General features: G+C 71.7%; 19 protein-coding genes and 1 tRNA gene. 9 read left to right on the forward strand and 11 right to left on the reverse strand.

Features of this window, described 5'->3' with window-relative positions; translation table 11 throughout:
* The first annotated feature begins 23 nt into the window (after positions 1-23).
* A complete protein-coding gene (locus KGS77_RS13915; RefSeq protein WP_242581389.1) occupies positions 24-1037 on the forward strand; it encodes a zinc-binding dehydrogenase in 1014 nt (337 codons plus the stop codon).
* Between the two features lie 113 nt (positions 1038-1150).
* Here KGS77_RS13915 and KGS77_RS13920 read toward each other — a convergent pair whose 3' ends face one another.
* Entirely contained in the window at positions 1151-2251 is a 1101-nt protein-coding gene (locus tag KGS77_RS13920) for an aminopeptidase P family protein (RefSeq protein WP_242587463.1), read from the reverse strand.
* 221 nt (positions 2252-2472) lie between these two features.
* Between KGS77_RS13920 and KGS77_RS13925 the strand changes: the two genes are divergently transcribed.
* From KGS77_RS13925 to KGS77_RS13935, 3 genes are all read left to right on the forward strand, one after another.
* Positions 2473-2546: transfer RNA gene (locus KGS77_RS13925), tRNA-Thr, on the forward strand.
* 741 nt (positions 2547-3287) lie between these two features.
* Complete coding sequence (locus tag KGS77_RS13930; protein ID WP_242581390.1) at positions 3288-5174, forward strand: trypsin-like serine protease; 1887 nt, start codon at positions 3288-3290, stop codon at positions 5172-5174.
* A 4-nt stretch (positions 5175-5178) separates the two neighbouring features.
* Entirely contained in the window at positions 5179-5961 is a 783-nt protein-coding gene (locus KGS77_RS13935; RefSeq protein ID WP_242581392.1) for a hypothetical protein, read from the forward strand.
* Here KGS77_RS13935 and KGS77_RS13940 read toward each other — a convergent pair.
* On the reverse strand, positions 5958-7571 hold the full coding sequence (locus tag KGS77_RS13940) for an MFS transporter (RefSeq protein ID WP_242581394.1): 1614 nt from the start codon (positions 7569-7571) through the stop codon (positions 5958-5960). The two genes, KGS77_RS13935 and KGS77_RS13940, sit on opposite strands and share 4 nt — an antisense overlap.
* 280 nt (positions 7572-7851) lie before the next feature.
* Between KGS77_RS13940 and ugpC the strand changes: the two genes are divergently transcribed.
* The 3 genes from ugpC (at position 7852) to KGS77_RS13955 (ending at position 10639) form a co-directional block, all read left to right on the forward strand.
* Positions 7852-9003 (forward strand): sn-glycerol-3-phosphate ABC transporter ATP-binding protein UgpC, encoded by a 1152-nt coding sequence (gene ugpC / locus KGS77_RS13945; protein ID WP_242581395.1) that lies wholly within the window; start codon positions 7852-7854, stop codon positions 9001-9003.
* Positions 9004-9457: 454 nt separating this feature from the next.
* Entirely contained in the window at positions 9458-9877 is a 420-nt protein-coding gene (locus KGS77_RS13950) for a hypothetical protein (RefSeq protein ID WP_242581396.1), read from the forward strand.
* Positions 9878-9907: 30 nt separating this feature from the next.
* Positions 9908-10639: a nucleotidyltransferase family protein gene (locus KGS77_RS13955; RefSeq protein ID WP_242581397.1), complete on the forward strand. Its 732-nt coding sequence runs from the start codon at positions 9908-9910 to the stop codon at positions 10637-10639.
* A gap of 357 nt (positions 10640-10996) precedes the next feature.
* On the opposite strand, the gene KGS77_RS13960 is transcribed toward KGS77_RS13955, so the two are convergent.
* The 7 genes from KGS77_RS13960 to KGS77_RS13990 all read right to left on the reverse strand — a co-directional run bounded on the left by KGS77_RS13960 (position 10997) and on the right by KGS77_RS13990 (position 18589).
* Positions 10997-12682, reverse strand: coding sequence for a DoxX family protein (locus KGS77_RS13960; protein WP_242581398.1), 1686 nt, complete (start codon positions 12680-12682; stop codon positions 10997-10999).
* Positions 12683-12986: 304 nt separating this feature from the next.
* Positions 12987-13943 carry a 23S rRNA (guanosine(2251)-2'-O)-methyltransferase RlmB gene (rlmB, locus tag KGS77_RS13965; RefSeq protein WP_242581399.1) on the reverse strand — a complete coding sequence of 319 codons (957 nt, stop codon included), beginning with the start codon at positions 13941-13943 and terminating at the stop codon, positions 12987-12989.
* A gap of 176 nt (positions 13944-14119) precedes the next feature.
* A complete protein-coding gene (gene cysS / locus KGS77_RS13970) occupies positions 14120-15514 on the reverse strand; it encodes a cysteine--tRNA ligase (protein ID WP_242581400.1) in 1395 nt (464 codons plus the stop codon).
* Between the two features lie 153 nt (positions 15515-15667).
* On the reverse strand, positions 15668-16072 hold the full coding sequence (locus KGS77_RS13975) for a PPOX class F420-dependent oxidoreductase (RefSeq protein ID WP_242581401.1): 405 nt from the start codon (positions 16070-16072) through the stop codon (positions 15668-15670).
* Between the two features lie 201 nt (positions 16073-16273).
* On the reverse strand, positions 16274-16774 hold the full coding sequence (gene ispF, locus KGS77_RS13980) for a 2-C-methyl-D-erythritol 2,4-cyclodiphosphate synthase (RefSeq protein ID WP_242581402.1): 501 nt from the start codon (positions 16772-16774) through the stop codon (positions 16274-16276).
* A complete protein-coding gene (ispD, locus tag KGS77_RS13985; RefSeq protein ID WP_242581403.1) occupies positions 16761-17534 on the reverse strand; it encodes a 2-C-methyl-D-erythritol 4-phosphate cytidylyltransferase in 774 nt (257 codons plus the stop codon). The genes ispF and ispD overlap by 14 nt, the downstream gene beginning before the upstream one ends.
* A gap of 572 nt (positions 17535-18106) precedes the next feature.
* Positions 18107-18589 (reverse strand): CarD family transcriptional regulator, encoded by a 483-nt coding sequence (locus tag KGS77_RS13990; protein ID WP_003953493.1) that lies wholly within the window; start codon positions 18587-18589, stop codon positions 18107-18109.
* Between the two features lie 892 nt (positions 18590-19481).
* Between KGS77_RS13990 and KGS77_RS13995 the strand changes: the two genes are divergently transcribed.
* Entirely contained in the window at positions 19482-20159 is a 678-nt protein-coding gene (locus KGS77_RS13995; protein ID WP_242581404.1) for a DUF461 domain-containing protein, read from the forward strand.
* 135 nt (positions 20160-20294) lie between these two features.
* Here KGS77_RS13995 and KGS77_RS14000 read toward each other — a convergent pair whose 3' ends face one another.
* Together KGS77_RS14000 and KGS77_RS14005 are read right to left on the reverse strand one after the other, a co-directional pair.
* Complete coding sequence (locus tag KGS77_RS14000; protein ID WP_016572018.1) at positions 20295-20975, reverse strand: response regulator transcription factor; 681 nt, start codon at positions 20973-20975, stop codon at positions 20295-20297.
* A complete protein-coding gene (locus KGS77_RS14005; protein ID WP_242581405.1) occupies positions 20972-22285 on the reverse strand; it encodes an ATP-binding protein in 1314 nt (437 codons plus the stop codon). Before KGS77_RS14005 ends, KGS77_RS14000 begins: the two co-directional genes overlap by 4 nt.
* Before the next feature lie 218 nt (positions 22286-22503).
* Here KGS77_RS14005 and phoU point away from each other — a divergent pair, with 218 nt between their 5' ends.
* Positions 22504-23181, forward strand: coding sequence for a phosphate signaling complex protein PhoU (phoU, locus tag KGS77_RS14010; RefSeq protein ID WP_242581406.1), 678 nt, complete (start codon positions 22504-22506; stop codon positions 23179-23181).
* The last annotated feature ends 146 nt before the right edge of the window (positions 23182-23327 follow it).

Genomic DNA, 23327 nt, shown 5'->3' on the forward strand with positions numbered 1-23327 from the left:
TCCGCAGTCCCACCAGGAGAACCATGTACGCGATCCGGCTCCACGCCTTCGGCCCCGCCGAGAACCTGACGTACGAGGAAACCCGGACCCCTGAACCAGGGCCCGGCCAGGTCCGTATCGCCGTCGCCGCCGCCGGCGTCCACCTCCTGGACACCGCGCTGCGCGAGGGCCTGGACAGCGGCCCGATCCCGCCGCCGGACCTCCCGACCGTCCCCGGCCGTGAGGTCGCCGGCACGGTCGAGGCGCTCGGCGAGGGCACGGACCCCAGGTGGCTGGGCCGCCGGGTGGTCGCGCATCTCGGCACGGCCCCCGGTGGCTACGCCGAGCGCGCCGTCGTGGCCGCCGGCCGGCTGCACGAGATCCCCGACGGCCGTGACGAGGCCGAGGCCGTCGCCATGATCGGCACCGGCCGTACCACCATGGGCATCCTGCTCTTCGCGGAACTCACCGCCGACGACATCGCCGTCGTCCCCGCGGCGGCGGGCGGCATCGGCTCGCTGCTCGTCCAGTACGCCAAGAACACCGGCGCCACCGTCATCGGCCTGTCCGGCGGCCCGCACAAGGCCGCCCGCGTACGGGAGCGGGGCGCCGACCTCTCCGTCGACTACAAGGACCCCGACTGGCCCACGCCGGTCCGTACGTTCCTCAAGGAGCGCGGCGCGCCCGGTGCCACCGTCGTCTTCGACTCCGTCGGCGGCGCCACCGGACGTGCCGCCGTGGATCTCCTCGCGCCCGGAGGCCGCCACCTCGTCTTCGGCTGGTCCTCCCAGGGCATCAAGGACGGCGGCCCGCTGGAATTCACCGAGGAGGAACTGGCCGGGCGCGGCATCACCTCCCTGCCGGTCCTCGGCCCGCCGATGCTGGCCAGGGCCGGCGGCGAGGACCCGATACGCACCCTGGAGGACGCCGCACTGGCCGAGTGGCGGGCCGGCCGGCTCGTACCGGACGTACAGCGCTTCCCGCTCGCCGAGGCCGCGGCGGCGCACCGGGCCCTGGAGACCCGCGGCACGACGGGCAAGGTGGTCCTCGTCCCGTAGGCCCCGCGCTTTCCGCAGGCCCTCTCAGGTACGGGCCCTCTCAGGTAGAGGCAGGAAGAACCAGGAGAGGCCACCCACCACAGGGCGGCCTCTCCCCGGCACCCATAGGGCCGCTACCCCACGATCCCCATTTCCCGGGGCGTGTTGTTCAGCCGCCGCCCGCCCGTCTCCGTACAGGTCACGATGTCCTCGATACGGACCCCGAACCGCCCCGGCAGATAGATCCCCGGCTCGATCGAGAAGCACATCCCGGGGACCAGCGGCAGGTGTTCGCCCTCCACCATGTACGGCGGCTCGTGCGTGGTGACGCCGATGCCGTGCCCCGTCCGGTGAATGAAGTACTCGCCGTAGCCCGCCGCCTTGATGACCTTCCGCGCCACCCGGTCGATCTCCTGGCAGGCCGCGCCCGGCCGTACCGCCTCGAACGCCGCCTGCTGCGCCTCCCGCACGATGTCGTGCACCTTGCGCTCCTCGGCGGTCGGCTCCCCCACGTGCACGGTACGTGTCGTGTCCGACCCGTAGCCGTCCTTCAGCCCGCCGAAGTCCAGGACGACCATGTCCCCGTCCTCGATGACCCGATCGCTCGCCTCATGGTGCGGATTGGCGCCGTTGGGTCCCGACCCCACGATCGTGAAGTCCACCTGGCTGTGCCCGTGTTCCCTCAGCAGCCGCGCCAGGTCCGCCGCCACGTCGCTCTCGCGCCGTCCGGCGAAAGGCACCTTCAGGATGTCCTCGTACGTGGCGTCCGCGGCCTGCCCCGCCGCCGCCAGCAGTGCCACCTCGTGCTCGTCCTTGACCGCGCGCAGCATCGGCAGCCCCTCGGTCAGCGAGGTGTACGAGACCTGCGGCAGCGTGCGCTGGAGCCCCAGCAGATGCATCGCCCACGCCGCGTCCGAAATCCCGTAACGGCCCTGATGGGCAAGGCGCCGCGCCATTACGGCGTACGGGTCCTCCCCGTCCCGCCACCCGGCCATCTCCATCGCACCGCCCGCCGGGGACCGCTCCGCGTCCGGCCGCTCCAGCGCGGGCACCACCAGCACCGGCCGCTCATCGGGGCGCAGCAGCAGCGCGGTCAGCCGCTCCGTGACGGGTGGCTGGTACCCGCACAGCCATGCCAGGTCGGGCCCCGGCGTGACGATCAGCCCCGCCAGCCCCGCGTCCGCGGCGGCCCGCCCGGCCCGCCGCATCCGCCGCTCGTAGTCCTCACGTGTCATCGCGTTCATCATCGAACTCGCCATGCCGCGAATCTACGCCCGCCCGCCCGCCTCGGCCCCACGGACAGGCCGCCCCGCTCCCCGCCACAAGCCCCTCACCCGCCCCGACCGGCCACCCCTACCGTACGGCTCCCCATTACCCGCCTGACCTGCGGGAACCTGCCTCTTGTCAGGTTGACGCCCGTATCGGCTAGGCTAGTTGCCGGATCCGCGGATCCATTGCCTCCTTAGCTCAGCTGGTCAGAGCAACGCTCTTGTAAAGCGTAGGTCGTCGGTTCGAATCCGACAGGGGGCTCAGAAGCCGAAGAGCCCCAGGTCGGGTGATGACCTGGGGCTCTTGCTCATGCAGGGCGACTGTCCGAGGACGACCGGCGGTCCTGCGATGGCGGATTCGGCCGGATTGCGTGGAATCAGCCGGCGGCTGCGGGTTTTGATGCGGTGACGTACCGGCGTTTTTGTGGCGCCCCCCGGGGCGGGTCTCTCCGACCGACCGGGCTGTCTTTTACGGGATTTTCGCGAAGTTCGCAGTGAAGCGGATCACATGCGACGTCACCACCTTGCGGCAATTCGTACGGGGAAGGCAAAATCGTTCGACAAACCTGGCCGGCTCGGCTTTCCTTGCCCGTCGGTACCGGATCGACTTTCCGCAGGGGGGTTGCTGGGCATGAGCTGTCGCCGTGGGTCACGGGACCGCGCCACGTCCGCGTATATGTACGCATACGCATACGAATGCGCGCACACATCCGCGTCCGAACAGGGGCGCCGCCGGTAAACCCCTGACGTGCCGGCCTCGGCCGGCCCCATTACTTCAGTTGTCCGCGCTTCCCGGTCGTCGCGCCGCAGTGATCCGGCCGATCCGGACCGTGCGGGCTTTTGTATCGGAAGTGTTGGATGTGCTGGATGTCCGTAGACAGCCTGCCTGGCGCGTTCGCCGCGGGCCGTCCGGATTTCCGCGCGTTTCGCATTCCGCGATGAGAAGGTATTTGTGCGCTTTTCCCGAAGGACCAGAAGCGTTGTCATAGGTCTCGGCGGAGGCATGCTCGTCGCGGCGGGCATCGCCGCGACGGCGGTCGGTACGCCGTCCTCGTCCACCTCGGCATCGTCCTCCGCGTCGGCGGACCCCTCCGCCACGGTCGTCGCACCCGTCCCCCCGCCACCCGCGACACCCACGCCTCTCCCGGTGGCCACGCACAATGTCACCAAGAAATGGACGAGCAAGGACGCGGAGAATTTCTGGACGGCGGCGCGTCTGGAATCCGCGACCGAGGTCGGGCCGCAGGGACCCCGTGGCGGCTCCGCAACCCGGGCGGAAACCAAGGGAGCGGCTCAGCCGCACACGATGACGCTCACGCGGCCGGCCGCCGCGAAGAAGGGCGCCGACGGGGAGTACTTCGACGGCACCCCGACGGTCGGTCTGCTCTTTCTCACCGGGGCGGGCATGGAGGCCCACTTCTGCACGGCCAGTGTCGTACAGAGCCCCGGCAGCAATCTGATTCTCACCGCCGCCCACTGCACCGGCGGTGACAACGCGATCTTCATTCCGCGCTATCAGCGGGGCAAGTCCGCGGACGACCAGCCGCACGGCGCTTTCGCCGTCGACCGCTGGTTCCGGGACAGCCGTTACCGCGCGAACGACCGTGGCCCGATGTCCGATCTGGACTTCGCCTTCGCCAGGGTGAAGCCCAACACCAAGGGCGTGGAGGTCCAGAAGGCGACCGGCGGCGGCAACAAGCTGACCCGCACCCCCGGCTACAACAACTCCGTCTCGGTCATCGGGTACCCCAAGCACGCCTACAACCCCGGCGACCGGGCCCTGCGGTGCCCCAAGACGGCAACCACCCGGCTGACCGGCTACAAGCAGATGCGGATGGAGTGCGGCGGCTTCTACGGCGGCACCTCGGGCAGCCCCTGGCTGCTGGACTTCAACGCCTCCACCGGCACCGGCAAGGTCATCGGCAACATCGGCGGCTGGAACGGCGGCGGCCCCGCCGGCGGCCCCGGCTACGACCGGATCTCCTTCAGCCCGTACTACGACGACGCGATCTTCAAGCTCTACGACGACGCCGTCAACAACCGCACGCCCCAGAACGGCCCCCGCCCCTACACCATGCACCGCGACGGCGGTTCGACCTGGGTCGGCGCCCAGAACCTGGCCACGGGCGACTACACCGGCGACGGCAAGAGCGACATGATCGTGGTGTGGTCCACCGGTGAGGTCACGCTCTACACGGGCAACGGCCGCGGCGGGTTCAGCGGCGAGACCGTACTGAAGGCGAAGAACAAGACCTGGCCGATGGTCCGGTCGATCACCGGCGGCAACTTCGCCGGCGGTGGCCTGTCCGACCTGGTCGTGCGCTGGGTCGACGGCGAGGTGTCCCTCTACACGGACGTCTCCCCCGCCAACGGGCTCTCCAAAGAGACCGAGTTGAAGGCCAAGGGCGCCTGGAAGAACGTCACCGAGATCGTCGCGGGTCGCTTCAGCGGCAACAAGAAGACCGACGACCTCCTCGCACGCTGGTCCGACGGCAGGGTCACCCTCTACACGGACGTCGACGCCGGCGCGAAACTCAAGCGCGAGAAGCAGCTCCGGCCCAAGAGCGACGCGTGGAAGGGCGCCACGGTGCTCGCCTCCGGCGACTTCACGGGCAACGACAACTGGGACGTGCTGGTGCGCTGGAAGAACGGTGGGCTGACACTGTTCACGGACGTCAGCCAGTCCGCCAAGCTCGACAAGGGGCTCCAGATGAAGGGCGCGAACAACACCTGGCCCAGCGCAAGGCCCGCGACCGCCGGCAGCTTCTCCGCCAACGGCTACCCGGACGACCTCATCGTGCGGTGGATCGACGGAGAGGTCACGCTGTACTCCGACAACGGCAAGAGCCTGGGCAAGGAAACCCAGCTCGTCCCCCCGAGGGTGAAGTAACCGCATGACACGTCCCTTCGTACGCCGCGCCGCCTCCGGGGCCTACAGGGCTTCCGGAGACGGCGGGACCGGTCGGGTCGGTCGGACGGCACGGCCCGGTGGGCTCGCCGGGGCCGCCGGGCTCGTGCTGGCTCTGTCGGTGCTGTCCCTTTCGTCCGCCCCGCTCGCCGCCGCGGACGGCACGGACGGCACGGACGGGGGCGACTCCGGCATCGTCGTCCAGGACCCCGGCGTCCCCGCCCAGCGCGGCGCCGAGATCGTGCTGACCGCCACGCCCGGCCTGCTCTCGTTCGCCGACGGCAAGGGCCGGCTGACCCTTGAGTCGCCCGCCTTCACCGGGCCGGTGGTCGTGAGCGAGGAGCGGTTCAACGGCCGGGGTACGGCGCGGGTGCGATGTGACGTCAAGCCGGGGACGTACCCGGTGAAGCTGGTGGGCCCACGGGCTGCCGCCGCCGCGTCCAGCGGCCTGGGCCGTACGACGCTGACCGTGACCGCCAGGACGGACCCCGGCAACGAGCAGGCGTGCGCGGGGAAGCGGGGCCCGGACGACAAGCCCGGACCCGACGAGAAGCACGGCTCCGGCAGGAAAGACGGCTCCGCCGCGCCGGGCACGGCGCACACGCCGACGGCCGGCTCCGAGAAGGGCTCCGGGGACCAGGGCGGCGGCGCTCTGGTTCCTGTGTCCGCGGGCGCGGCCGGAGCCCTCGTCCTCGTCGGCGGCGCCACCTTCGTCGTACGGCGCCGACGGCGCACCGGGCCGTCCGGCCACGAACAGGACGGCCGTTAGGCCCTGTCGTCAACGGACGCCACGCAGACGGCGGGTACGGCCCTGCGGGGCACGGGCACCCCCGCCCCCGGCACCGCGATGTCCCGCATCAGCAGCAGCGTGAGCAGGGCGAGGAGCCCCGCGACGGTGCCGGTCCAGGCGATGGCGGGTCCGGCCTCCGGGGCGCCGCACGCAGCCCCGCACACCGTCCCGTACCGCCCCGTCAGGGACTGGGCGCAGGCCAGGCCGAACGCGCCGCCGATCTGCTTGGTCAGGGCCGATCCCGCGGTGGCCGTGCCCATGTCGGCGGGCGGCACGCTGTTCTGCGCGGCGATCGTGATGCCGCCCATCGCCGGCCCGGTGCCCAGGCCCGTCAGCAGCAGGAAACCGCAGACCAGTACGAGGGGCGTCGAGGCGTCCAAGGCGAAGAATGCGGCGGTGCCGGCGGTGAGCAGGCCCGCTCCGGTCAGCAGCGCGGGTTTGACGCGTCCGCCGCGTACGACGGCGGACGCGGTGAGCCGGTTGCCCAGGGTCATGCCGATCAGCAGGGGCAGCAGCAACAAGCCCGAGCCGGTGGCCGAGTGGCCGCGTACGTACTGGAAGTACAGCGGCACAAACGCCCCTATGGGCAGGGCTGCGGCCTGGAAGAGGAACCCGGCGATCAGCAGCGCACCGTAGCCACGGTGGCGGAAGAGAGACAGCGGCAGCACGGGAACGGCCGCGCGCCGTTCGACCGGCACCAGCAGCGCCAGGAGGGCCAGACCGCCCAGCAGACAGCCCGCGACGGCCGGGTCGCTCCATGGGATCCGCTGTCCGTCGACCGTGTTGCCCTTGAGGCTGAGACCGGTCAGGGTCAGCGAGAGACCGGCGGTGAGCAGCGCGATTCCGGCCACGTCGAGCCGCCCGGCGACCAGGATCGGGGCCGGGGCCGGGCCGGCTGAGGGGACGCCCGACGGACCGGCCGACGGACCGGCCGGCGGACCACCCGACGGACCGGCGGGCCCGGTGGCCGGGCCCCGCTGCGGCAGTACGCGGGCCAGGACGGCCGCGGCGGCCAGTCCGAGGGGCAGATTGATCCAGAACGCCCAGCGCCAGCCCACGTGATCGGTGAGCAGGCCGCCGAGGACCGGCCCGCCCACCATGCCCAGGATCATCATCGCGGCCAGCACCGTCTGCATGCGGACCAGACCGTCGGAGCGGCCGGGCGGGTGGAGATCGCGGATCAGCGCCATGCCGAGGGTGAGCAGCGCGCCGGCGCCCAGGCCCTGCACCGCCCGGGCGACGATCAGCGTCTGTACGGACCCGGACAGCCCGCAGGCGAGCGAGCCGAGCAGGAAGAGGGCCAGTCCGCCGAGCAGCAGCCGCCGGCGCCCGTACAGGTCGGAGCAGCGCCCGTAGACCGGCACGCTCACCGAGGAGGTCAGCAGGTAGGCGGTCAGGAGCCAGACGTACCACGTGCCGGTTCCGCCGAGTTGGCCGACGATGCGCGGCAGTGCGGTGCCGATCACGGTGCCGTCCAGCATGGCCAGGAACGCACAGGCCAGCAGGGCACAGGTCACCAGCTTCCGGCTGCGGCGGGACAGGGAGTCGTACGCGTCGGGGAGCGATTGGTGCGCGTCAGTGGCGGACATGCCGGGTACCGTACGGAGTGAGTACTCACTCCGTCAATGGCCGCCTGGCTGCCCCCACAGCCCCGCCCCCCACAGCACCGCCCCTCATCGACGCCCCATCGCCCCGTACCGCCCCAACCCCGCCCCCCTCCCGCCGATTTCGTGACCTGCCGGCTACTGACACGGGCCCCGCGCCCCGGTAGCGTCACGGACAGTTCGCGGCAGTGGACTACACCACTCGCCGCGCCCCTCCTTTACTCGGATCGTCCGGCACGTTCCTGCCGGTGAAGGGACACACACCATGGCTACGGTCACCTACGACCAGGCAACCCGCATCTACCCGGGTTCCGACAAGCCCGCCGTCGACAAGCTCGACATCGAGATCGAGGACGGCGAGTTCCTCGTCCTGGTCGGCCCCTCCGGCTGCGGCAAGTCCACCTCGCTGCGCATGCTCGCCGGGCTGGAGGACGTCAACGAGGGCAGCATCCGCATCGGGGAGCGCGACGTCACCCACCTGCCGCCCAAAGACCGGGACATCGCCATGGTGTTCCAGAACTACGCGCTCTACCCGCACATGACCGTCGCCGACAACATGGGCTTCGCCCTGAAGATCGCCGGCGTGCCGAAGGCCGAGATCCGGCAGAAGGTCGAGGACGCGGCGAAGATCCTGGACCTGACCGAGTACCTGGGGCGCAAGCCGAAGGCGCTCTCCGGCGGTCAGCGGCAGCGTGTCGCGATGGGCCGGGCGATCGTCCGTGAGCCGCAGGTGTTCCTCATGGACGAGCCGCTGTCCAACCTGGACGCCAAGCTGCGCGTGCAGACCCGTACCCAGATCGCGGGCCTCCAGCGCCGTCTGGGCATCACGACCGTGTACGTCACCCACGACCAGGTCGAGGCCATGACGATGGGCGACCGGGTCGCCGTACTGAAGGACGGCCTGCTCCAGCAGATCGACTCGCCGCGCAACATGTACGACCGCCCCAGCAACCTCTTCGTCGCGGGCTTCATCGGCTCCCCGGCGATGAACCTGGTGAAGGTGCCGATCACCGACGGCGGAGTGAAGTTCGGCAACAGCGTGGTGCCGGTCGGCCGGGAGGCCCTGGCCGCCGCCGCGGACAAGGGCGACCGTACGGTGACCGTCGGCGTACGCCCCGAGCACTTCGACATCGTCGAGCAGAACGGCGCCACCGCCAAGACGCTGACCAAGGAGGCCGTGGACGCCCCGGCGGGCCTGGCCGTGACCGTCAACGTCGTGGAGGAGCTGGGCGCCGACGGGTACGTGTACGGCACCGCGGCGGTCGACGCCGAGGGGCAGGAGCGTGTCGTGTACGACCTGGTCGTACGGGTCGACGGGCGGCAGGTGCCGGAGAAGGGCACGGTGCTGCACGTGGTGCCGCGGCCGGGCGAGATCCACGTCTTCTCCACGTCGACCGGGGAGCGCCTCACCGACTGACGCGGGACGTGCGGCGGCGGTGCGCATATGGGCCAGCAGTGCTCTCCGTACGCGCGCCGCACGGTCTCGTGCGTTCTTCGTGCGTTCTTCGTGCGTTCTTCGTACGTGCCGCGCCGCGCCCGACGCGGCCAGGCGGACCAACGGCCCGGCGGCCGGACGACCCGCCCGGCCGCGCCCGCCGTCCGCCTGCCCCGGCCGTCCCGTACGGCGGTGCCGGACCTCCCGCCCGGCACCGCCGTCGCGCGTCCGGACGCCGCCGGAGAGCCGCTGTGAAGCCCTCGGGGGCTGCCGGGGAGCGGAAACCGCCCGGGTCCGGACCATGTCGACAAATACCCCGGCACTCCCGCCTTTTCGATCCCTCGCGTCAACATCACAAGCGGACGACGGGCCATTCCGTCCCCCGATCTGATGACCAAATGTCGCCAAATCATCACTCCTCGCTACCATCACGTCCGTGAACTCCGCAGCCCGCCGCATCGGCCGAACCCTCGCCCTCGTTCTCCCCGTCGTCCTCGTCCTCTCCGGGACTCTCGCGGTCACCCGCGTCCCGTGGGCGTCGCCGGCCGCGGAGACCCAGGTGCTGACCGCTTCCAACGCCTCCGCCTCCACCAAGGCCGGCTCCCGAGCGCCTCAGGACGTGCTCCGCGACCGGCTCCTGGTCGAGCTCCAGGAACGCAATCCCGGCGTCGCCCTGACCCACCTCCAAGAGGCCACCGACGCCCGGCCCTCGCTGGCCAAGCACTGCGTCTCCATCGCCCGTGCGCTGGGCCGCGCGGCCGTCGCCAAGTACGGCGGCGCGGCGCACCGTGCCCAGGCGTGGTCCCGCCCCGTCTGCGATACGTCCTTCGCCTCCGGCGTCGCCTCGGCCCAGTGACCTTCGCTCGCACCGCATAGGGTGCGAACCATGACAGCCGCCGCTCCGTACCCGCGACCCACGCAGGCGGTGGTCCTGGCCGGGGGCCAGGGCTCACGACTGCGTCCGTACACCGACGACCGCCCCAAGCCGATGGTCGAGATTCCCGGCACCGGAACCCCGATCATCGGCCACCAGCTCGCCTGGCTGGCCGCGGAGGGTGTCACCGACGCCGTCGTCTCCTGCGGCCATCTCGCCGAGGTGCTCCAGGACTGGCTGTCCCAGGCACAACTCCCCCTGCGGGTCACGACCGTGGTCGAGCCCGAGCCGCTGGGCCGCGGCGGTGGACTGAAGTACGCGGCCTCGTCCCTGCCCCGGGCCGGCGAGCCGTGGTACGCCACCAACGGCGACATCTGGACCCGCTTCTCGCTCCGTGAGATGGCCGACTTCCACCACGAGCGCGACGCGGACGCCACTTTGGCCCTCGCCCGGCCGCGCATCCCCTGGGGCGCCGTGGAGACCGACGAGTTCGGCCACGTACTGGACTTCATCGAGTCGCCGCCCTCCCCGTACCTGATCAACGCGGGTGTCTACGTCTTCTCCGCCGCCTTCGCGGACCTGCTCCCGGCCCGCGGCGACCACGAGCGCACCACGTTCCCGCGGCTGGCCCGTGAACGCCGGCTGGCGGGCTTCCCGCTGCCGCACGGGGCGTATTGGCGCGCCATCGACACCGCGAAGGACCTCACCGAGGCCGCCAAGGAACTGGCCGCACAGGGCCGTTGAGGCGGCCCTGACGGCTGCGTGGCATCGGGCGTCGGGCATCGGGCATCGGGCATCGGGCATCGGGTTCCGCCGGTAGGTCCGTACGGTCGCACCGGACCCCGTACGCGCCTGCTGAAGGCACCCAAGCGGGCCCGGCCCCGTTTCCCATGCCTCCCGGCGTCCCAGCCCCCTCAAGGGCCCCTGGCGGGCCCACACCCTCACACACCAGGAATCCGCCCGCCCCCACCGTCACAGGACGCTGGAGGCGGGCGGATCCGCGTACGGAGCAGGGAGCCCCGGCCCGGCATGCCGTGCGCCGCGCCGTATGGCGTACGCCGTACGACGTACGCCATGCCCTACGTCGTACGGCGCGTGGATTCAGCCGAACAGGCCGCCCAGCGTGCCGCGGCTGCTGGAACCGCCGCCGCCGGAACCGCCCGAGCTGCCGCCCGACGTACCGCCGGTCGTGCCACCGCCGGTGCCGCCCGCCGAGGCCGGGGGCCGGGTCGTCGGCGCCGGGGCCCGCGTGGACGCCGTGTGCCGCGGGGGCCTGACGCTGGGGCGCTCGGGCTGTGCGGCTCCGCTGACGCTGCCGGTCGCCCGTGCCGTGCCCGGCGCGGGGACCACCGGCGTGGTGGGGGTCCCCGCCGCGCTGGACGCGCCCGCGGAGGGCGTGTCGCCGTGCCGCGGCACCTTCGACGGACGCTGCTGACTGGGCCGCTGCGAGCCGACCTCCTTCTTCGGCCGGGGCAGCGGCGAGCCGGGCAGGTTGTTGGTCGCGGGTTCGCCGGGCCGCGGTACGGGCGGTACCGAGGAGGACCGTACGGCGCCGCCCAGCACCGAGCCGACCAGCAGCGTCAGACCGGCGACCACGCCCGTCATCGTCGCGCCGCGGCGCAGCACCCGGCGGCGCAGCGCCGACAGTTCCACGCGCGGGCCCAGTCGCCGCCACGCCTCTCCGGCCAGCCGCGCGTCCATGGAGTACACGGGCGCGCCGGCGATGACCAGCGGGCTCCAGGCGGCGAGGTAGATGATGTCCGGCGCGTCGTACACGGGCACGTTGCGCCAGCTCACCGTCATCAGCAGGGCCGCGGAGAGCAGCGCCCCGATCGACGCGGCGAGCCGCTGCCACAGCCCGCACATGGTCAGCACGCCCACCACGACCTGGAGGAAGGCCACCGTCAGCCCGGCGCCGACCGGATGGGAGAGCGCGAGGTCGCGCAGGGGCACGGCCAGCTCCCAAGGGTGGAGCGAGGTGAGCCACTTGACCATGGAGCCGCGCTTGCCGCCGTCGAAGTACACCGGGTCGCAGAGCTTTCCCATGCCCGCGTAGACGGTGATGAGTCCGAGGAAGACCCGCAGCGGCAGCAGCACCACGCCGAGGTTCATCCGGCGCCCGGGGTAGTAGGCGTGCCGGACGGCATCGTGGGCGCGCCGCCTGGACGCGTCGTCGTACCGCTCCTGGCCGTCGAAGCCGCCCTCGGGGCCGTCTCCCGGGCCGCCCTCGAAGCCGTCCCCGTACGGTCCTTCGTCGTACGCGCCTTCGCCGTACGGGACTTCGTCGTACGCGCCCTCGGCGGGCCGTACGCCCTTGAGGAGGGCGGTGCCCGTATCGGCGGGGCCGCGCGGGCCGATCACGGTCGAGCCCGTCGGCGTCTCCTCGCCGGACGGCCCGGGCCCGTCCTCGTCGACGCGCGGCAGCACCTGTGTCGCGCCCACGTCCTCGCCGTACTCGTACTCCCCGGCCGCCGTACTCACCCCCGAATTCCGTACGGCGTGCAGGAGTTGGGTGGTGGCGGCGGCCGGCGCGCCCGGTTCGGTGCGACCGCTCCACACCACGGGCGCGCGGCGCCGGGCGCCGGCGGCCGGCTCCGGGGCGGCGACGGGGACGGGCGCGATGTCGCTCACGACGGGCGCCGCGAGACGTACGCGGAAGCTGGCGTGGTTGACGATGACCTGCGCGGGATCGCACGGCACCTTGACCGAGCTCAGCACCGGCTCGTCATCGAAGCCCGGCGAGCGTCCCCCCGTAGGTGTGCGGGGTGTTCTGGTGTCCACGCTCATCTAACCGAGTGACCCGCGCATAAGACACTGCCTTGACCGGGCCGATCTGTCCGAGACCCGTCAAAAGATCACGGGACGCCCGCAAGAAGCACGGAGCGTCAGGCTTTGCCCCAGGCTGCAGCGGCTTGTCCGCGGCCACTGAACAGCGGGACTGAACAGCGGGACTAAACAGCGGGGCCGCCGGCCCGTCCCGACCGGAACGGTGACCAGCGGCCCCGAGCACACACCGGCGCTCCCAGAAGGAACCTCCAAGAGGGACCCCCAAGAGGGATCCTCAAAAAGGAAAGCGCCTCACTCCCTGGCGTCAGGCGCGGCGGCGCGCCGCCTCCCACAGCACCACACCCGCCGCGACACCCGCGTTCAGCGACTCCGCGCCACCGGGCATCGGAATCCGTACGCGTACGTCACAGGTCTCGCCGACCAGCCGCGACAGGCCCTTGCCCTCACTGCCGACCACGATGACCACCGGCCCGTCCAGCACCTCAAGATCCTGGAGCTCGACCTCGCCGTCCGCCGCGAGGCCCACGACCGTCATGCCGGCCTTCTGGTACGACTCCAGCGCCCGCGTCAGGTTCGTGGCCCGCGCGACCGGCGTACGGGCCGCGGTGCCCGCCGAGGTCTTCCACGCGCCCGCCGTCATGCCGGCCGCACGCCGCTCGGGCACGACCACGCCGTGCCCGCCGAAGGCGGAGACGGACCGGACGACCGCGCCGAGGTTGCGCGGGTCGGTGACCCCGTCCAGCGCGACGATCAGCGGGTCCTCGCCGTCGTCGAAGGCCGCCGCGGCCAGGTCCTCGGGGTGGGCGTACTCATACGGCGGCACCTGGAGGACCAGGCCCTGGTGGTTGAGGCCGTTGGTCATGCGGTCCAGTTCGGGGCGCGGCGCCTCCATCAGGTTGATGTTGCCGCGGTCCGCGGCGAGCTGGAGCGCCTCGCGCACCCGCTCGTCGCTGTCGATGAACTGCTGCACATACAGCGTGGTGGCGGGCACGCCCTCGCGCAGCGCCTCGACGACCGGGTTACGGCCGACGACCAGCTCCGAGGTGCCCTTCGCGCCGCCCCGGCGCGGAGCGGGCCGGCGCGCGGCGGCCTGCTTGGCCTTGGCGTTGGCGAGCCGGTTCTTCACGTGCCCCTTGCGCGCGGACGCGGGCGGGGTCGGCCCCTTGCCTTCCAGGGACCGGCGCCGCTTACCGCCGCTCCCGACCTGCGCGCCCTTCTTGTTGGACGTGCGGCGGTTCCTGCGCTGGCTGTTGCCGGCCATGGGTCACCTGTTTCTTCACTGCTCTCGACGTCTCTCGACGTGGAGTGGATACGTACGTACGGGAAAAGTGTCGCCCGGAGACCGCCCGGACAGCGAATCAGGGCGGCCGGAACCGGGCGCCGGGTCCGCCGGGCCCGGGGCCTGACGGCTGTGGGGTCCGGCGGACCGGCGGAGCACTAGGTCAGCGACCAGCGCGGCCCGGAAGGGGTGTCCTCGATGGCCAGACCGGACTGCTGGAGCTGGTCGCGGATGGCGTCGGCGGTCGCGTAGTCCTTGCGGGCCCGGGCGGCCTGCCGCTGCTCCAGGACGAGCCGTACGAGCGAGTCCACCACGCCGTGCAGGTCGTCCCCGCGCTCGGCGTCACCCGCCCACTGCTCGTCCAGCGGGTCCAGGCCCAGCACGCCGAGCATGGCCCGCACCTCGGCGAGGCGGGCGACCGCCGTCTCCTTGTCGTCGGCGGACAGCGCCGCGTTGCCCTGCCGGACCGTGGTGTGCACGATCGCCAGCGCCTGCGGGACCCCCAGGTCGTCGTCCATCGCCTCGGCGAAGGCCGGCGGCACCTCGGCGGCGGGGGCCACGGCCTCGCCCGCCTTCTCGGTGACCCGCTGCACGAAGCCCTCGATCCGCGCGAACGCGGCCTCGGCCTCGCGCAGCGCCTCCTCGCTGTACTCGATCATCGAGCGGTAGTGCGGGGTGCCGAGGTAGTAGCGCAGCACGATGGGACGCCAGCGCTTGACCATCTCCGAGACCAGCACGGAGTTGCCCAGCGACTTGGACATCTTCTCGCCGCTCATGGTCACCCAGGCGTTGTGCGCCCAGTAGGCGGCGAAGTCGTCCCCGTACGCCTTGGCCTGCGCGATCTCGTTGTCGTGGTGCGGGAAAACCAGGTCCATGCCGCCGCCGTGGATGTCGAAGGCGGCGCCCAGGTACTTGTGGGCCATGGCGGAGCACTCCAGGTGCCAGCCGGGACGGCCGCGGCCCCAGGGGGTCTCCCAACTGGGCTCCCCCTCCTTGGCCGCCTTCCACATGGCGAAGTCGCGCGGGTCGCGCTTGCCGGTCTCGCCCTCGCCGGAGGGCTGGCGCAGGTTCTCCAGCTCGTGGCCGGAAAGCTCCAGGTAGCCGGGGAAGGACTTGACGTCGAAGTAGACGTTGCCGTCGGCGGCGTAGGCGTGGCCGCGCTCGATCAGGCCGCGCATCATCTCGATCATCTCGGGGACGTGGCCGGTGGCCCGCGGCTCGTAGGTGGGCCGCAGGCAGCCGAGCGCGTCGTACGCCGTGTTGAAGGCGACCTCGTTCTCGTAGCCGATCGCCCACCAGGGGCGGCCCTGCTCGGCCGACTTCTTGATGATCTTGTCGTCGATGTCGGTCACGTTCCGTACGAACGTCACGTCGTAGCCGCGGTGGGTGAACCAGCGGCGCATGATGTCGAAGTTCAGCCCCGACCTGATGTGCCCGATGTGCGGGGCGGCCTGCACGGTCGCGCCGCACAGGTAGATCGAGACACAGCCCGGCGTGATCGGGGTGAAGTCGCGAATCTGCCGGGCGCTGGTGTCGTACAGGCGAATGGTCACCCGACAAGGGTAGTCGGAACCGGACAGTGCCCCGCGACCCGTGGGGCCACGGGGACACAGAAGCGTGACAGTCCGGCAGCGTCGCTGACGTGCCGTCGTCCGGGGTGACGGGCCGGCCGCCCCGCAGGCGGGGCCCGCGTGCCCCGGTCGGCGTCAGATGCTGCCGACGACCTTGCGTGGCGTGATCCGTACGACCACGCGCTCGGCGTCGTCCTTGGAGGCGGGGTTGAACTCCGCGTAGGACTTGCCGGTGTACTTCCGCGACAGCTCGTCGATCAGCTCCTGGCCGCCCTGGGTGCTCAGGGTGGCCGTGCCGCGGATCTCGGCGTAGGTGTACGGGGCGTCGAAGGGCTGGAGGAGGACCGTCACCCGGGGGTCGCGGCGCAGGTTCTTCTCCTTGCGGCGCCCCACCGTCGTGGAGATCAGCACGTCGTCGCCGTCGCGCTTGACCCACACCGGGGAGACCTGCGGGCTGCCGTCGGGCTGGATCGTGGCCACGGTCACGAAGACCGGGCTGTCGAGGAGACTCTTGAGGTCGTCGGACAGGGCGGCTGCCACGATGACTCCTTTCTTCGGGCCATTCGGACCATACGTGGGGAAGACCGGTTTCCCTGATCCTGCCCCAGGCTCCGCGCGTCCGCCCGGCATCCCGGACCGCGTGGCGGGGCGGAGCGGCCGGCGGGCGGTGCCGGCCGGCCGCGTCATCCGGGCAGCCTGGCCGACGGGCGGTGCCGGCCGCCGGACGGGGCGCGCCGGCTGTCAGACGGGCAGCACCAGTGCCGTGGCCATCGCGGCCAGACCCTCGCCCCGCCCGGTCAGGCCCAGCCCGTCCGTCGTCGTCCCGGAGACCGACACCGGCGCCCCGACCGCGCCCGACATCACCTTCACCGCCTCGTCCCGGCGCTTGCCGATCTTCGGCCGTACGCCGATGACCTGCACCGACACATTGCCGATCAGGAAGCCCGCGCGCCGCACCAGGCTCGCCGCCTCGGCCAGCAGGGTCACGCCGGAGGCGCCGGCCCACTCCGGGCGCCCGGTGCCGAAGTGCGTCCCCAGGTCACCGATGCCGGCGGCCGAGAAGAGCGCGTCACAGACGGCGTGCGCGGCGACGTCGCCGTCGCTGTGCCCGGCGAGCCCGTACCCCTGGCTCTCGGACTCCTCCCACAGCAGACCGGCGACCCACAGTTCCCGCCCCTGTTCGAAGGCGTGGACGTCGGTGCCGATTCCCACCAGCGGTATCCGCTGGTCATACATAGCCATCAGTGGCCCTCCTCCGGGCGAGTACGGCTTCGGCGAGCACCAGGTCCAGCGGACGGGTCACCTTGAACGCTTCTTCGTGGCCGGGCACCACCACCACGGGGATGCCCAGCCGTTCCACCATCCCGGCGTCGTCCGTCGCGCCCTCGCCGTCGACGGCGACGCTGCGGTGCGCCTCGGCCAGGGTGTTCCGGTCGAAGCCCTGGGGGGTCTGTACGGCGCGCAGCAGCGCGCGCTCCGGCGTGCCCACCACGGGCTCCGCCGCGCCGTCCGGCCGCGGCTGCACCTGCTTGACGGTGTCCGCGAGCGGCAGCGCCGGGACGACGGCCGGGGCGCCGTCCCGTACGGCGGCGATCACGCTGTCGACCGTGTCCACCGGCACCAGCGGCCGGGCCGCGTCGTGCACCAGCACCACGTCGACGTCCTCGGGCAGCGCGGCGATGCCCAGGCCGACGGACTCCTGGCGGGTCGCGCCGCCGGGTACGACGCGGATGTCGGTCCGGCCGGGCAGCGGGTACTCGTCCAGGAGGTGGCGGACCTCGGGGGCGCCGTCCGGCGGGGCGACCACGACGACCAGGGAGACGGCGCGGGAGGCGGCCATCGCCCGTACGGCGTGGACGAGCATGGGCGTGCCGCCCAGCGCGCGCAGCGCCTTGGGGGCGCCCGGGCCGAGCCGCACGCCGCGGCCGGCCGCGGGGATCACCACCGCGGTACGGATCTGCCGGGCGCCCTCCGGCACCAGGTCTGGCGTCGGGGCTTGCATCGGGGCTTTCGTCGGGTCTGGCATCAGGTCTGACATCGGGTTGCTCCGGAGCCCGGGGGCGTCCCCGGAATTGGCGCAGACAGGTTTGTTTTCTCAGCCGATATGGGTATGGCCGGGGTACCCCTGCTCGCGGAGCTTGGGGGAGTGCCGGGCGCGACGCCCCGACCGGTCCCTTCCGTGACTTCCGGTCGAGCGAGCCGCCCGGGCCCGGCACGCCCACCAGGTGACGTACGGGATCCAAGCGGCGTACGGGGTCCAGGCGGCGTACGGGGTCCAGGCGGCGTACGGGTGACGGCGACGAGCAAGGCCGCGCAACCGGCGACGGAGGCCCGCACAGGCCCCCGGGCGCCCTGGGCACCCCGGAATACGCTGCCCAGATATGCCGCAGCGCCCGGCAACGGACCGCTTCCGGAAGAAGTCGGTCGCCACTCGGGCACCGCGGCATTACTGCTGTGCGTCATCTGCGTCACTGCATCATGTACGCCACCGCTTCGCTCCGCGAGCAGTCGTTCGCTCCACGGGCGGTCGCTCCACGAGCAGTCGGCGGCCGGCCGGTACCCGGCCCGCCTGGCTCAGGACGCGAGGACCTCGTCGAGCAGGGCCTCGGCCTTGTCTTCGTTGGTGTTCTCCGCGAGGGCGAGTTCGCTCACCAGGATCTGGCGCGCCTTCGCGAGCATGCGCTTCTCCCCGGCGGACAGCCCGCGCTCACGCTCGCGACGCCACAGGTCGCGCACCACTTCGGCGACCTTGATCACATCGCCGGACGCGAGCTTCTCAAGATTTGCCTTGTAGCGACGGGACCAGTTCGTGGGCTCTTCCGCGTACGGTGCGCGCAGCACCTCGAAGACCCGGTCCAGCCCGTCCTGGCCGACCACGTCGCGTACACCGACGAACTCCGCATTGTCCGCTGGCACACGAACCGTCAGGTCGCCCTGGGCGACCTTCAGCACCAAGTAGGTCTTGTCCACGCCTTTGATCTGGCGAGTTTCGATGGCCTCGATCAGCGCGGCCCCGTGATGGGGATAGACCACGGTGTCGCCAACCTTGAACGTCATGTGACAGGTACCCCTTCCGTGGCTATCCATGCTAACACGGGAACGGGCCGTTCTGAATGGCGTTTTCGCAGGTCAGGGCATATCTCAGGGCTTGACAAGCACGCCCGGGACGTGCTTCGAGGGGCCTTCGGGCGCGGATATTTGCAGGTCGGAGGCGCTTCTCGCGGGCGGTGAATCACCCGCGCCGGACCCCCGGAAGCGCCCGGAGGATTGGGCGTACGTCCCGTTTTGCCGGGATCCGGATGACGTACTTCCGCTACTCCGTTCGGTTGTCCGGGGGCGGGCATGCGCCGTTTCCATAATTGATCACCGGCATCCCCGCGCGGCGCGTGATCAATTTCGGGAAGGCCACGCATTAGCTGCGAATGCTGCTTTTACCCGGACGGCCGGAAACGACCGGGAAACGGTCCGACGACCACCCGAACGGCCCCTTGTCGAAAATTCACCTTCCCTCTATGAGTCCCGCACGGAAGTGATCTTCACGGCGCACTGGAGGACGTATGCCGGGATGCGTACGGAGCCGTATGCCGGGCCGCGTCGGGGCGTATGCCGGAGCGCGCGGCGAGGTACGCGACGGGGCGTGCGGTGGGGCGTGCGGTGGGACACCAGACGTACGTGTGGCGCGTATATGGCGTACGTGTGGCGCGTGTACGCCGGATGTCCGACGGAGCGGACCGGTACGTGTGGCGGATGTGGCGGGCGCGTGATCGCGTTGGGGGCGGGTCGGGTGCGGCGGCGCGGGGACGGCTCGGTAACCTAGCGGCGCTGACACACACTTAGGGCAGCTTTACGCGGCGTCGTCCCGGCGCCGCCGTACGGCCGCCCCCGCCGTCCATCCGCGACCGGGCTCGAAGTTCGGCCGCCGTAGCTCGTCCAAGGAGATGCCGCCGCCGTGAGCCGCAGCCTTCGACGCGGCGTCCTCGCCGCCACCGTCCTCACGCTCTCGATCGCCTCGCTCTCCGCGTGCGCCGCCGGGAACGAAGCCCAGACGCTCCAGGTCAAGCCGGACAACGCCCAGGTCACCTCCGGCGACATCAAGATCCAGAACGCGTCCGTGGTGACCCAGCCGGACGCGGACGCCAAGGGCCCGGCCGTGGTGACCGCGACGCTGTTCAACAGCGGCGCCAACGACCAGACCCTGCGCTCCATCAAGGTCGTGGGCACGGACAAGGAAGCCAAGCTGTCCTCCGCCACGGGCTCCGGCCCGATCACCGTCCCGGCCGGCGGCTCGATCGTCATCGGCGGCAAGGGCAACGCCTCCGCCGTCCTGACCGACGCCCGCGGGGTGGTCAAGGAGGGCGCCGCCCAGCGCCTGTCCTTCGACCTCAGCGCCGCCGGCGAGGTGAAGCTGCGCGCCCTGGTCGTACCGGCGAAGGGCTACTTCAAGGACTTCGGCCCCAGCGAGCTGCCCACGCCGTCCGGCCCGGCCACCCCCTCGAACACCGCCTCGCCCTCCGGCACCCCGTCCGGCTCCCCGGGCACCGCCACGCCGTCGAACTCGGCGAGCGCCTCCGGCAGCCCGTCGGGCGCCGCCACGACGCCCGCCCACAACGAGCACGGCGAGCACTGAGCCCACCGGGCCCGCGGGGCTTCCCCGCCCCGCTCACACCTCTCACAACGCCGCGATCGCCGGGCGGGAGACCAAAACCTCCCGCCCGGCGATCGCGGCGTCGCCGTACCCGACCGATCTCTACGGCTCGGATCTTTACGGCTCGAACTTGTACCCCAGGCCCCGGACCGTGACGAGGTAGCGCGGCGCGCCCGGGTCCGGCTCGATCTTGGCGCGCAGCCGCTTGACGTGGACGTCCAGCGTCTTGGTGTCGCCCACGTAGTCCGCGCCCCAGACACGGTCGATGAGCTGCATACGGGTCAGCACCCGGCCCGCGTTGCGCAGCAGCATCTCCAGCAGGTCGAACTCCTTGAGCGGCAGGTCGACCTTCCCGCCGGAGACCGTGACGACATGGCGGTCCACGTCCATCCGGACCGGGCCGGCCTCCAGCGCCTGCGGGGCGACCTCCTCGGGCTCGCCGCGGCGGCGCAGCACCGCGCGGATCCGGGCGACCAGCTCGCGGGAGGAGAAGGGCTTGGTGACGTAGTCGTCGGCTCCTATTTCCAGGCCGACCACCTTGTCGATCTCGCTGTCCTTGGCGGTCACCATGATGACCGGGACGTTGGAGCGTCCGCGCAACTGGCGGCAGACCTCGGTGCCGGGCAGGCCCGGCAGCATCAGGTCCAGCAGGACCAGGTCGGCGCCGTTGCGCTCGAACTCGTCCAGGCCGTCCGGGCCGGTGGCCGCGACGGCGACCTCGAAGCCCTCCTTGCGGAGCATGTACGACAGTGCGTCGCTGAACGATTCCTCGTCCTCGACGACGAGCACTCGGGTCACGGAAGGACCTCCGGGGCAGGGTGAGCAGGGAGCGGATCGTTGAAGGTCTCGTACGGACGGTCCTCGTCGTCGAGGCCCTCCGCCGACGGTCCGGTGGCAGCGCCGGACACACGGTCCCGTACGGCGCCGGCCTCCGGAAGACGCAGGGTGAACGTGGAGCCCTGTCCCTCGGCGCTCCAGACCGTGACCTCGCCGCCGTGCGAGGCCACCACGTGCTTGACGATGGCCAGGCCCAGGCCGGTTCCGCCGGTGGCGCGCGAGCGGGCGGGGTCCACGCGGTAGAAGCGCTCGAAGACGCGGTCCCGGTCCTTCTCGGATATCCCGATGCCCTGGTCGGTCACCGCGATCTCGATGTGGCCGCCGGAGCCGGAGCCCTGGGCGCGGCCGTTGCCGCTGCCGCCGGTGGCGGGGACGCGCCGGCCGGCGATGCCCACCCGCGTACGGGCCGGGGAGTAGTTGACGGCGTTCTCCACCAGGTTGCCCAGGGCCGCGGCGAGCTGGCCGCGGTTGCCCCATACGTACAGGCCGGCGGTGCCGCCCGCGGCCATGGTGATCTGCTTGCTGGTCGCCTGCTGGCGGCAGCGGTCGATCGCCTCGGCCACCAGTTCGTCCACCCGTACCGGCTCGGCGTCCTCCAGCGGGTCGTCGTTCTGCACCCGGGAGAGGTCGATGAGTTCCTGGACGAGGTTGGTCAGCCGGGTGGCCTCGTTCTGCATCCGTCCCGCGAAGCGCTCGACGGCCTCCGGGTCGTCACTGGCGTCCATGACGGCCTCGGACAGCAGCGACAGCGCGCCGACCGGCGTCTTGAGCTCATGGCTGACGTTGGCCACGAAGTCGCGCCGCACCGCCTCGATGCGGCGGGCCTCCGTCAGGTCCTCCACCAGCAGCAGGACCAGCCGCGAGCCCAGCGGTGCCACCCGCGCCGAGACGGCCAGCGCCTCGCCGCCGCGGCCCGTACCGCGCCGCGGAAGGTCCAGTTCGACCTGGCGTATCTCCCCGTCGCGGCGGGTGTCGCGGGCCATCTGGAGCATCGGCTCGACGGCCAGCTTGCCGCCGCGTACGAGCCCGAGGGCGTACGCGGCCGAGCTGGCCTTGACCACCGCGTCGGCCTCGTCCAGGACGACGGCGGAGGAGCGCAGGACGGACAGGACGGTGTCGACGCCGGGCGGCAGCACGGCTTCGGTGTGCAGGGACGTACGGGTGGGCTTGGCCTGATCCCGCTCGCTCCAGCGGAACGCCAGCATGGCGAAGACACCGGTGCACAGACCGGCGAGCGCTGCCACTGCGGCGACGGCCGCGTCCACGTTCATGACTCAAGGTTATGCGGCGGGTATGACACTCCCCCAGCCATTCCGGGCCCTCCTCGAACACCCGTCGCCCAGAGTTCACCTCGGCGTCAGTACCGGTTCACTCCTGATGGCCCAACCCGACGCGTTCAAGCCGGACCGTGGCAACGTGGGGCCCGAGCCCCGTCCTCCGCACACCCCAACCAACCCCCTCCACCACTCACAGCGAGAGAAGGTCACTGATGCGGGACGCGTACCACGAGGAGCTGGATTCGATCGGCGAGGGCCTGGTCGAAATGGCACGGCTCGTCGGCTCCGCGATCGGGCGCGCCACCACGGCGATACTCGACGCGGACCTCAAACTGGCCGAGAACGTCATCGCCGCCGACGAGAAGGTCGACGACCTCCAACGCGACCTGGAGGCCCGGGCGATAGCCCTGCTGGCCCGCCAGCAGCCGGTCGCCACCGATCTGCGGATCGTCGTCACCTCCCTGCGCATGAGCGCCGACCTGGAGCGCTCCGGCGACCTGGCCCAGCACGTGGCCAAGCTCGCCCGCCTGCGCTTCCCGGACCGCGCCGTCCCGCGTGACCTGCACGCCACCATCCTGGAGATGGGCCAGCTCGCCCAGCGCCTGATGGCCAAGGCCGCCGAGGTCATCATCACCAAGGACGTCGACCTCGCCCTCCAACTGGAACAGGACGACGACGCGATGGACCTCCTCCACCGCACCCTCTTCCAGCACCTGATGGACGACCGCTGGAAGCACGGCATCGAGACCGCCGTGGACGTCACGCTGCTGGGCCGCTACTACGAGCGCTTCGCCGACCACGCCGTCTCGGTCGCCAAGCGGGTGGTGTACCTGGTCACCGGCGAGCACGCCGACGAGATCGCGCCCCCCGCGACGGTGGAGGGCGCGTAACCACCGCCCACAACGCCTCCACGCGCCGTTGCTGCGCCCGTACGTCCGGGCATGGAATGGACGTACGCACAACCCGGAGCCGGAGCCACCCATCCAGGAGGCCCAAACATGACGACGACCCCTGCCCCCATCCAGCCCCCCACCGC

Source organism: Streptomyces sp. MST-110588 (assembly GCF_022695595.1).
GTDB lineage: Bacteria > Actinomycetota > Actinomycetes > Streptomycetales > Streptomycetaceae > Streptomyces.

Coding starts and splice junctions, on each gene's coding strand:
- ispF (WP_242581402.1), bottom strand. CDS start 16,774: ATGGCTATGTATGACCAGCGGATACCGCTGGTGGGAATCGGCACCGAC.
- rlmB (WP_242581399.1), bottom strand. CDS start 13,943: ATGGCCGGCAACAGCCAGCGCAGGAACCGCCGCACGTCCAACAAGAAG.
- ugpC (WP_242581395.1), top strand. CDS start 7,852: ATGGCTACGGTCACCTACGACCAGGCAACCCGCATCTACCCGGGTTCC.
- KGS77_RS13990 (WP_003953493.1), bottom strand. CDS start 18,589: ATGACGTTCAAGGTTGGCGACACCGTGGTCTATCCCCATCACGGGGCC.
- KGS77_RS13920 (WP_242587463.1), bottom strand. CDS start 2,251: ATGACACGTGAGGACTACGAGCGGCGGATGCGGCGGGCCGGGCGGGCC.
- KGS77_RS13915 (WP_242581389.1), top strand. CDS start 24: ATGTACGCGATCCGGCTCCACGCCTTCGGCCCCGCCGAGAACCTGACG.
- KGS77_RS13940 (WP_242581394.1), bottom strand. CDS start 7,571: ATGTCCGCCACTGACGCGCACCAATCGCTCCCCGACGCGTACGACTCC.
- KGS77_RS13960 (WP_242581398.1), bottom strand. CDS start 12,682: ATGAGCGTGGACACCAGAACACCCCGCACACCTACGGGGGGACGCTCG.
- KGS77_RS13955 (WP_242581397.1), top strand. CDS start 9,908: ATGACAGCCGCCGCTCCGTACCCGCGACCCACGCAGGCGGTGGTCCTG.
- phoU (WP_242581406.1), top strand. CDS start 22,504: ATGCGGGACGCGTACCACGAGGAGCTGGATTCGATCGGCGAGGGCCTG.
- KGS77_RS13935 (WP_242581392.1), top strand. CDS start 5,179: ATGACACGTCCCTTCGTACGCCGCGCCGCCTCCGGGGCCTACAGGGCT.
- KGS77_RS13930 (WP_242581390.1), top strand. CDS start 3,288: ATGCTCGTCGCGGCGGGCATCGCCGCGACGGCGGTCGGTACGCCGTCC.
- ispD (WP_242581403.1), bottom strand. CDS start 17,534: ATGCAAGCCCCGACGCCAGACCTGGTGCCGGAGGGCGCCCGGCAGATC.
- KGS77_RS14005 (WP_242581405.1), bottom strand. CDS start 22,285: ATGAACGTGGACGCGGCCGTCGCCGCAGTGGCAGCGCTCGCCGGTCTG.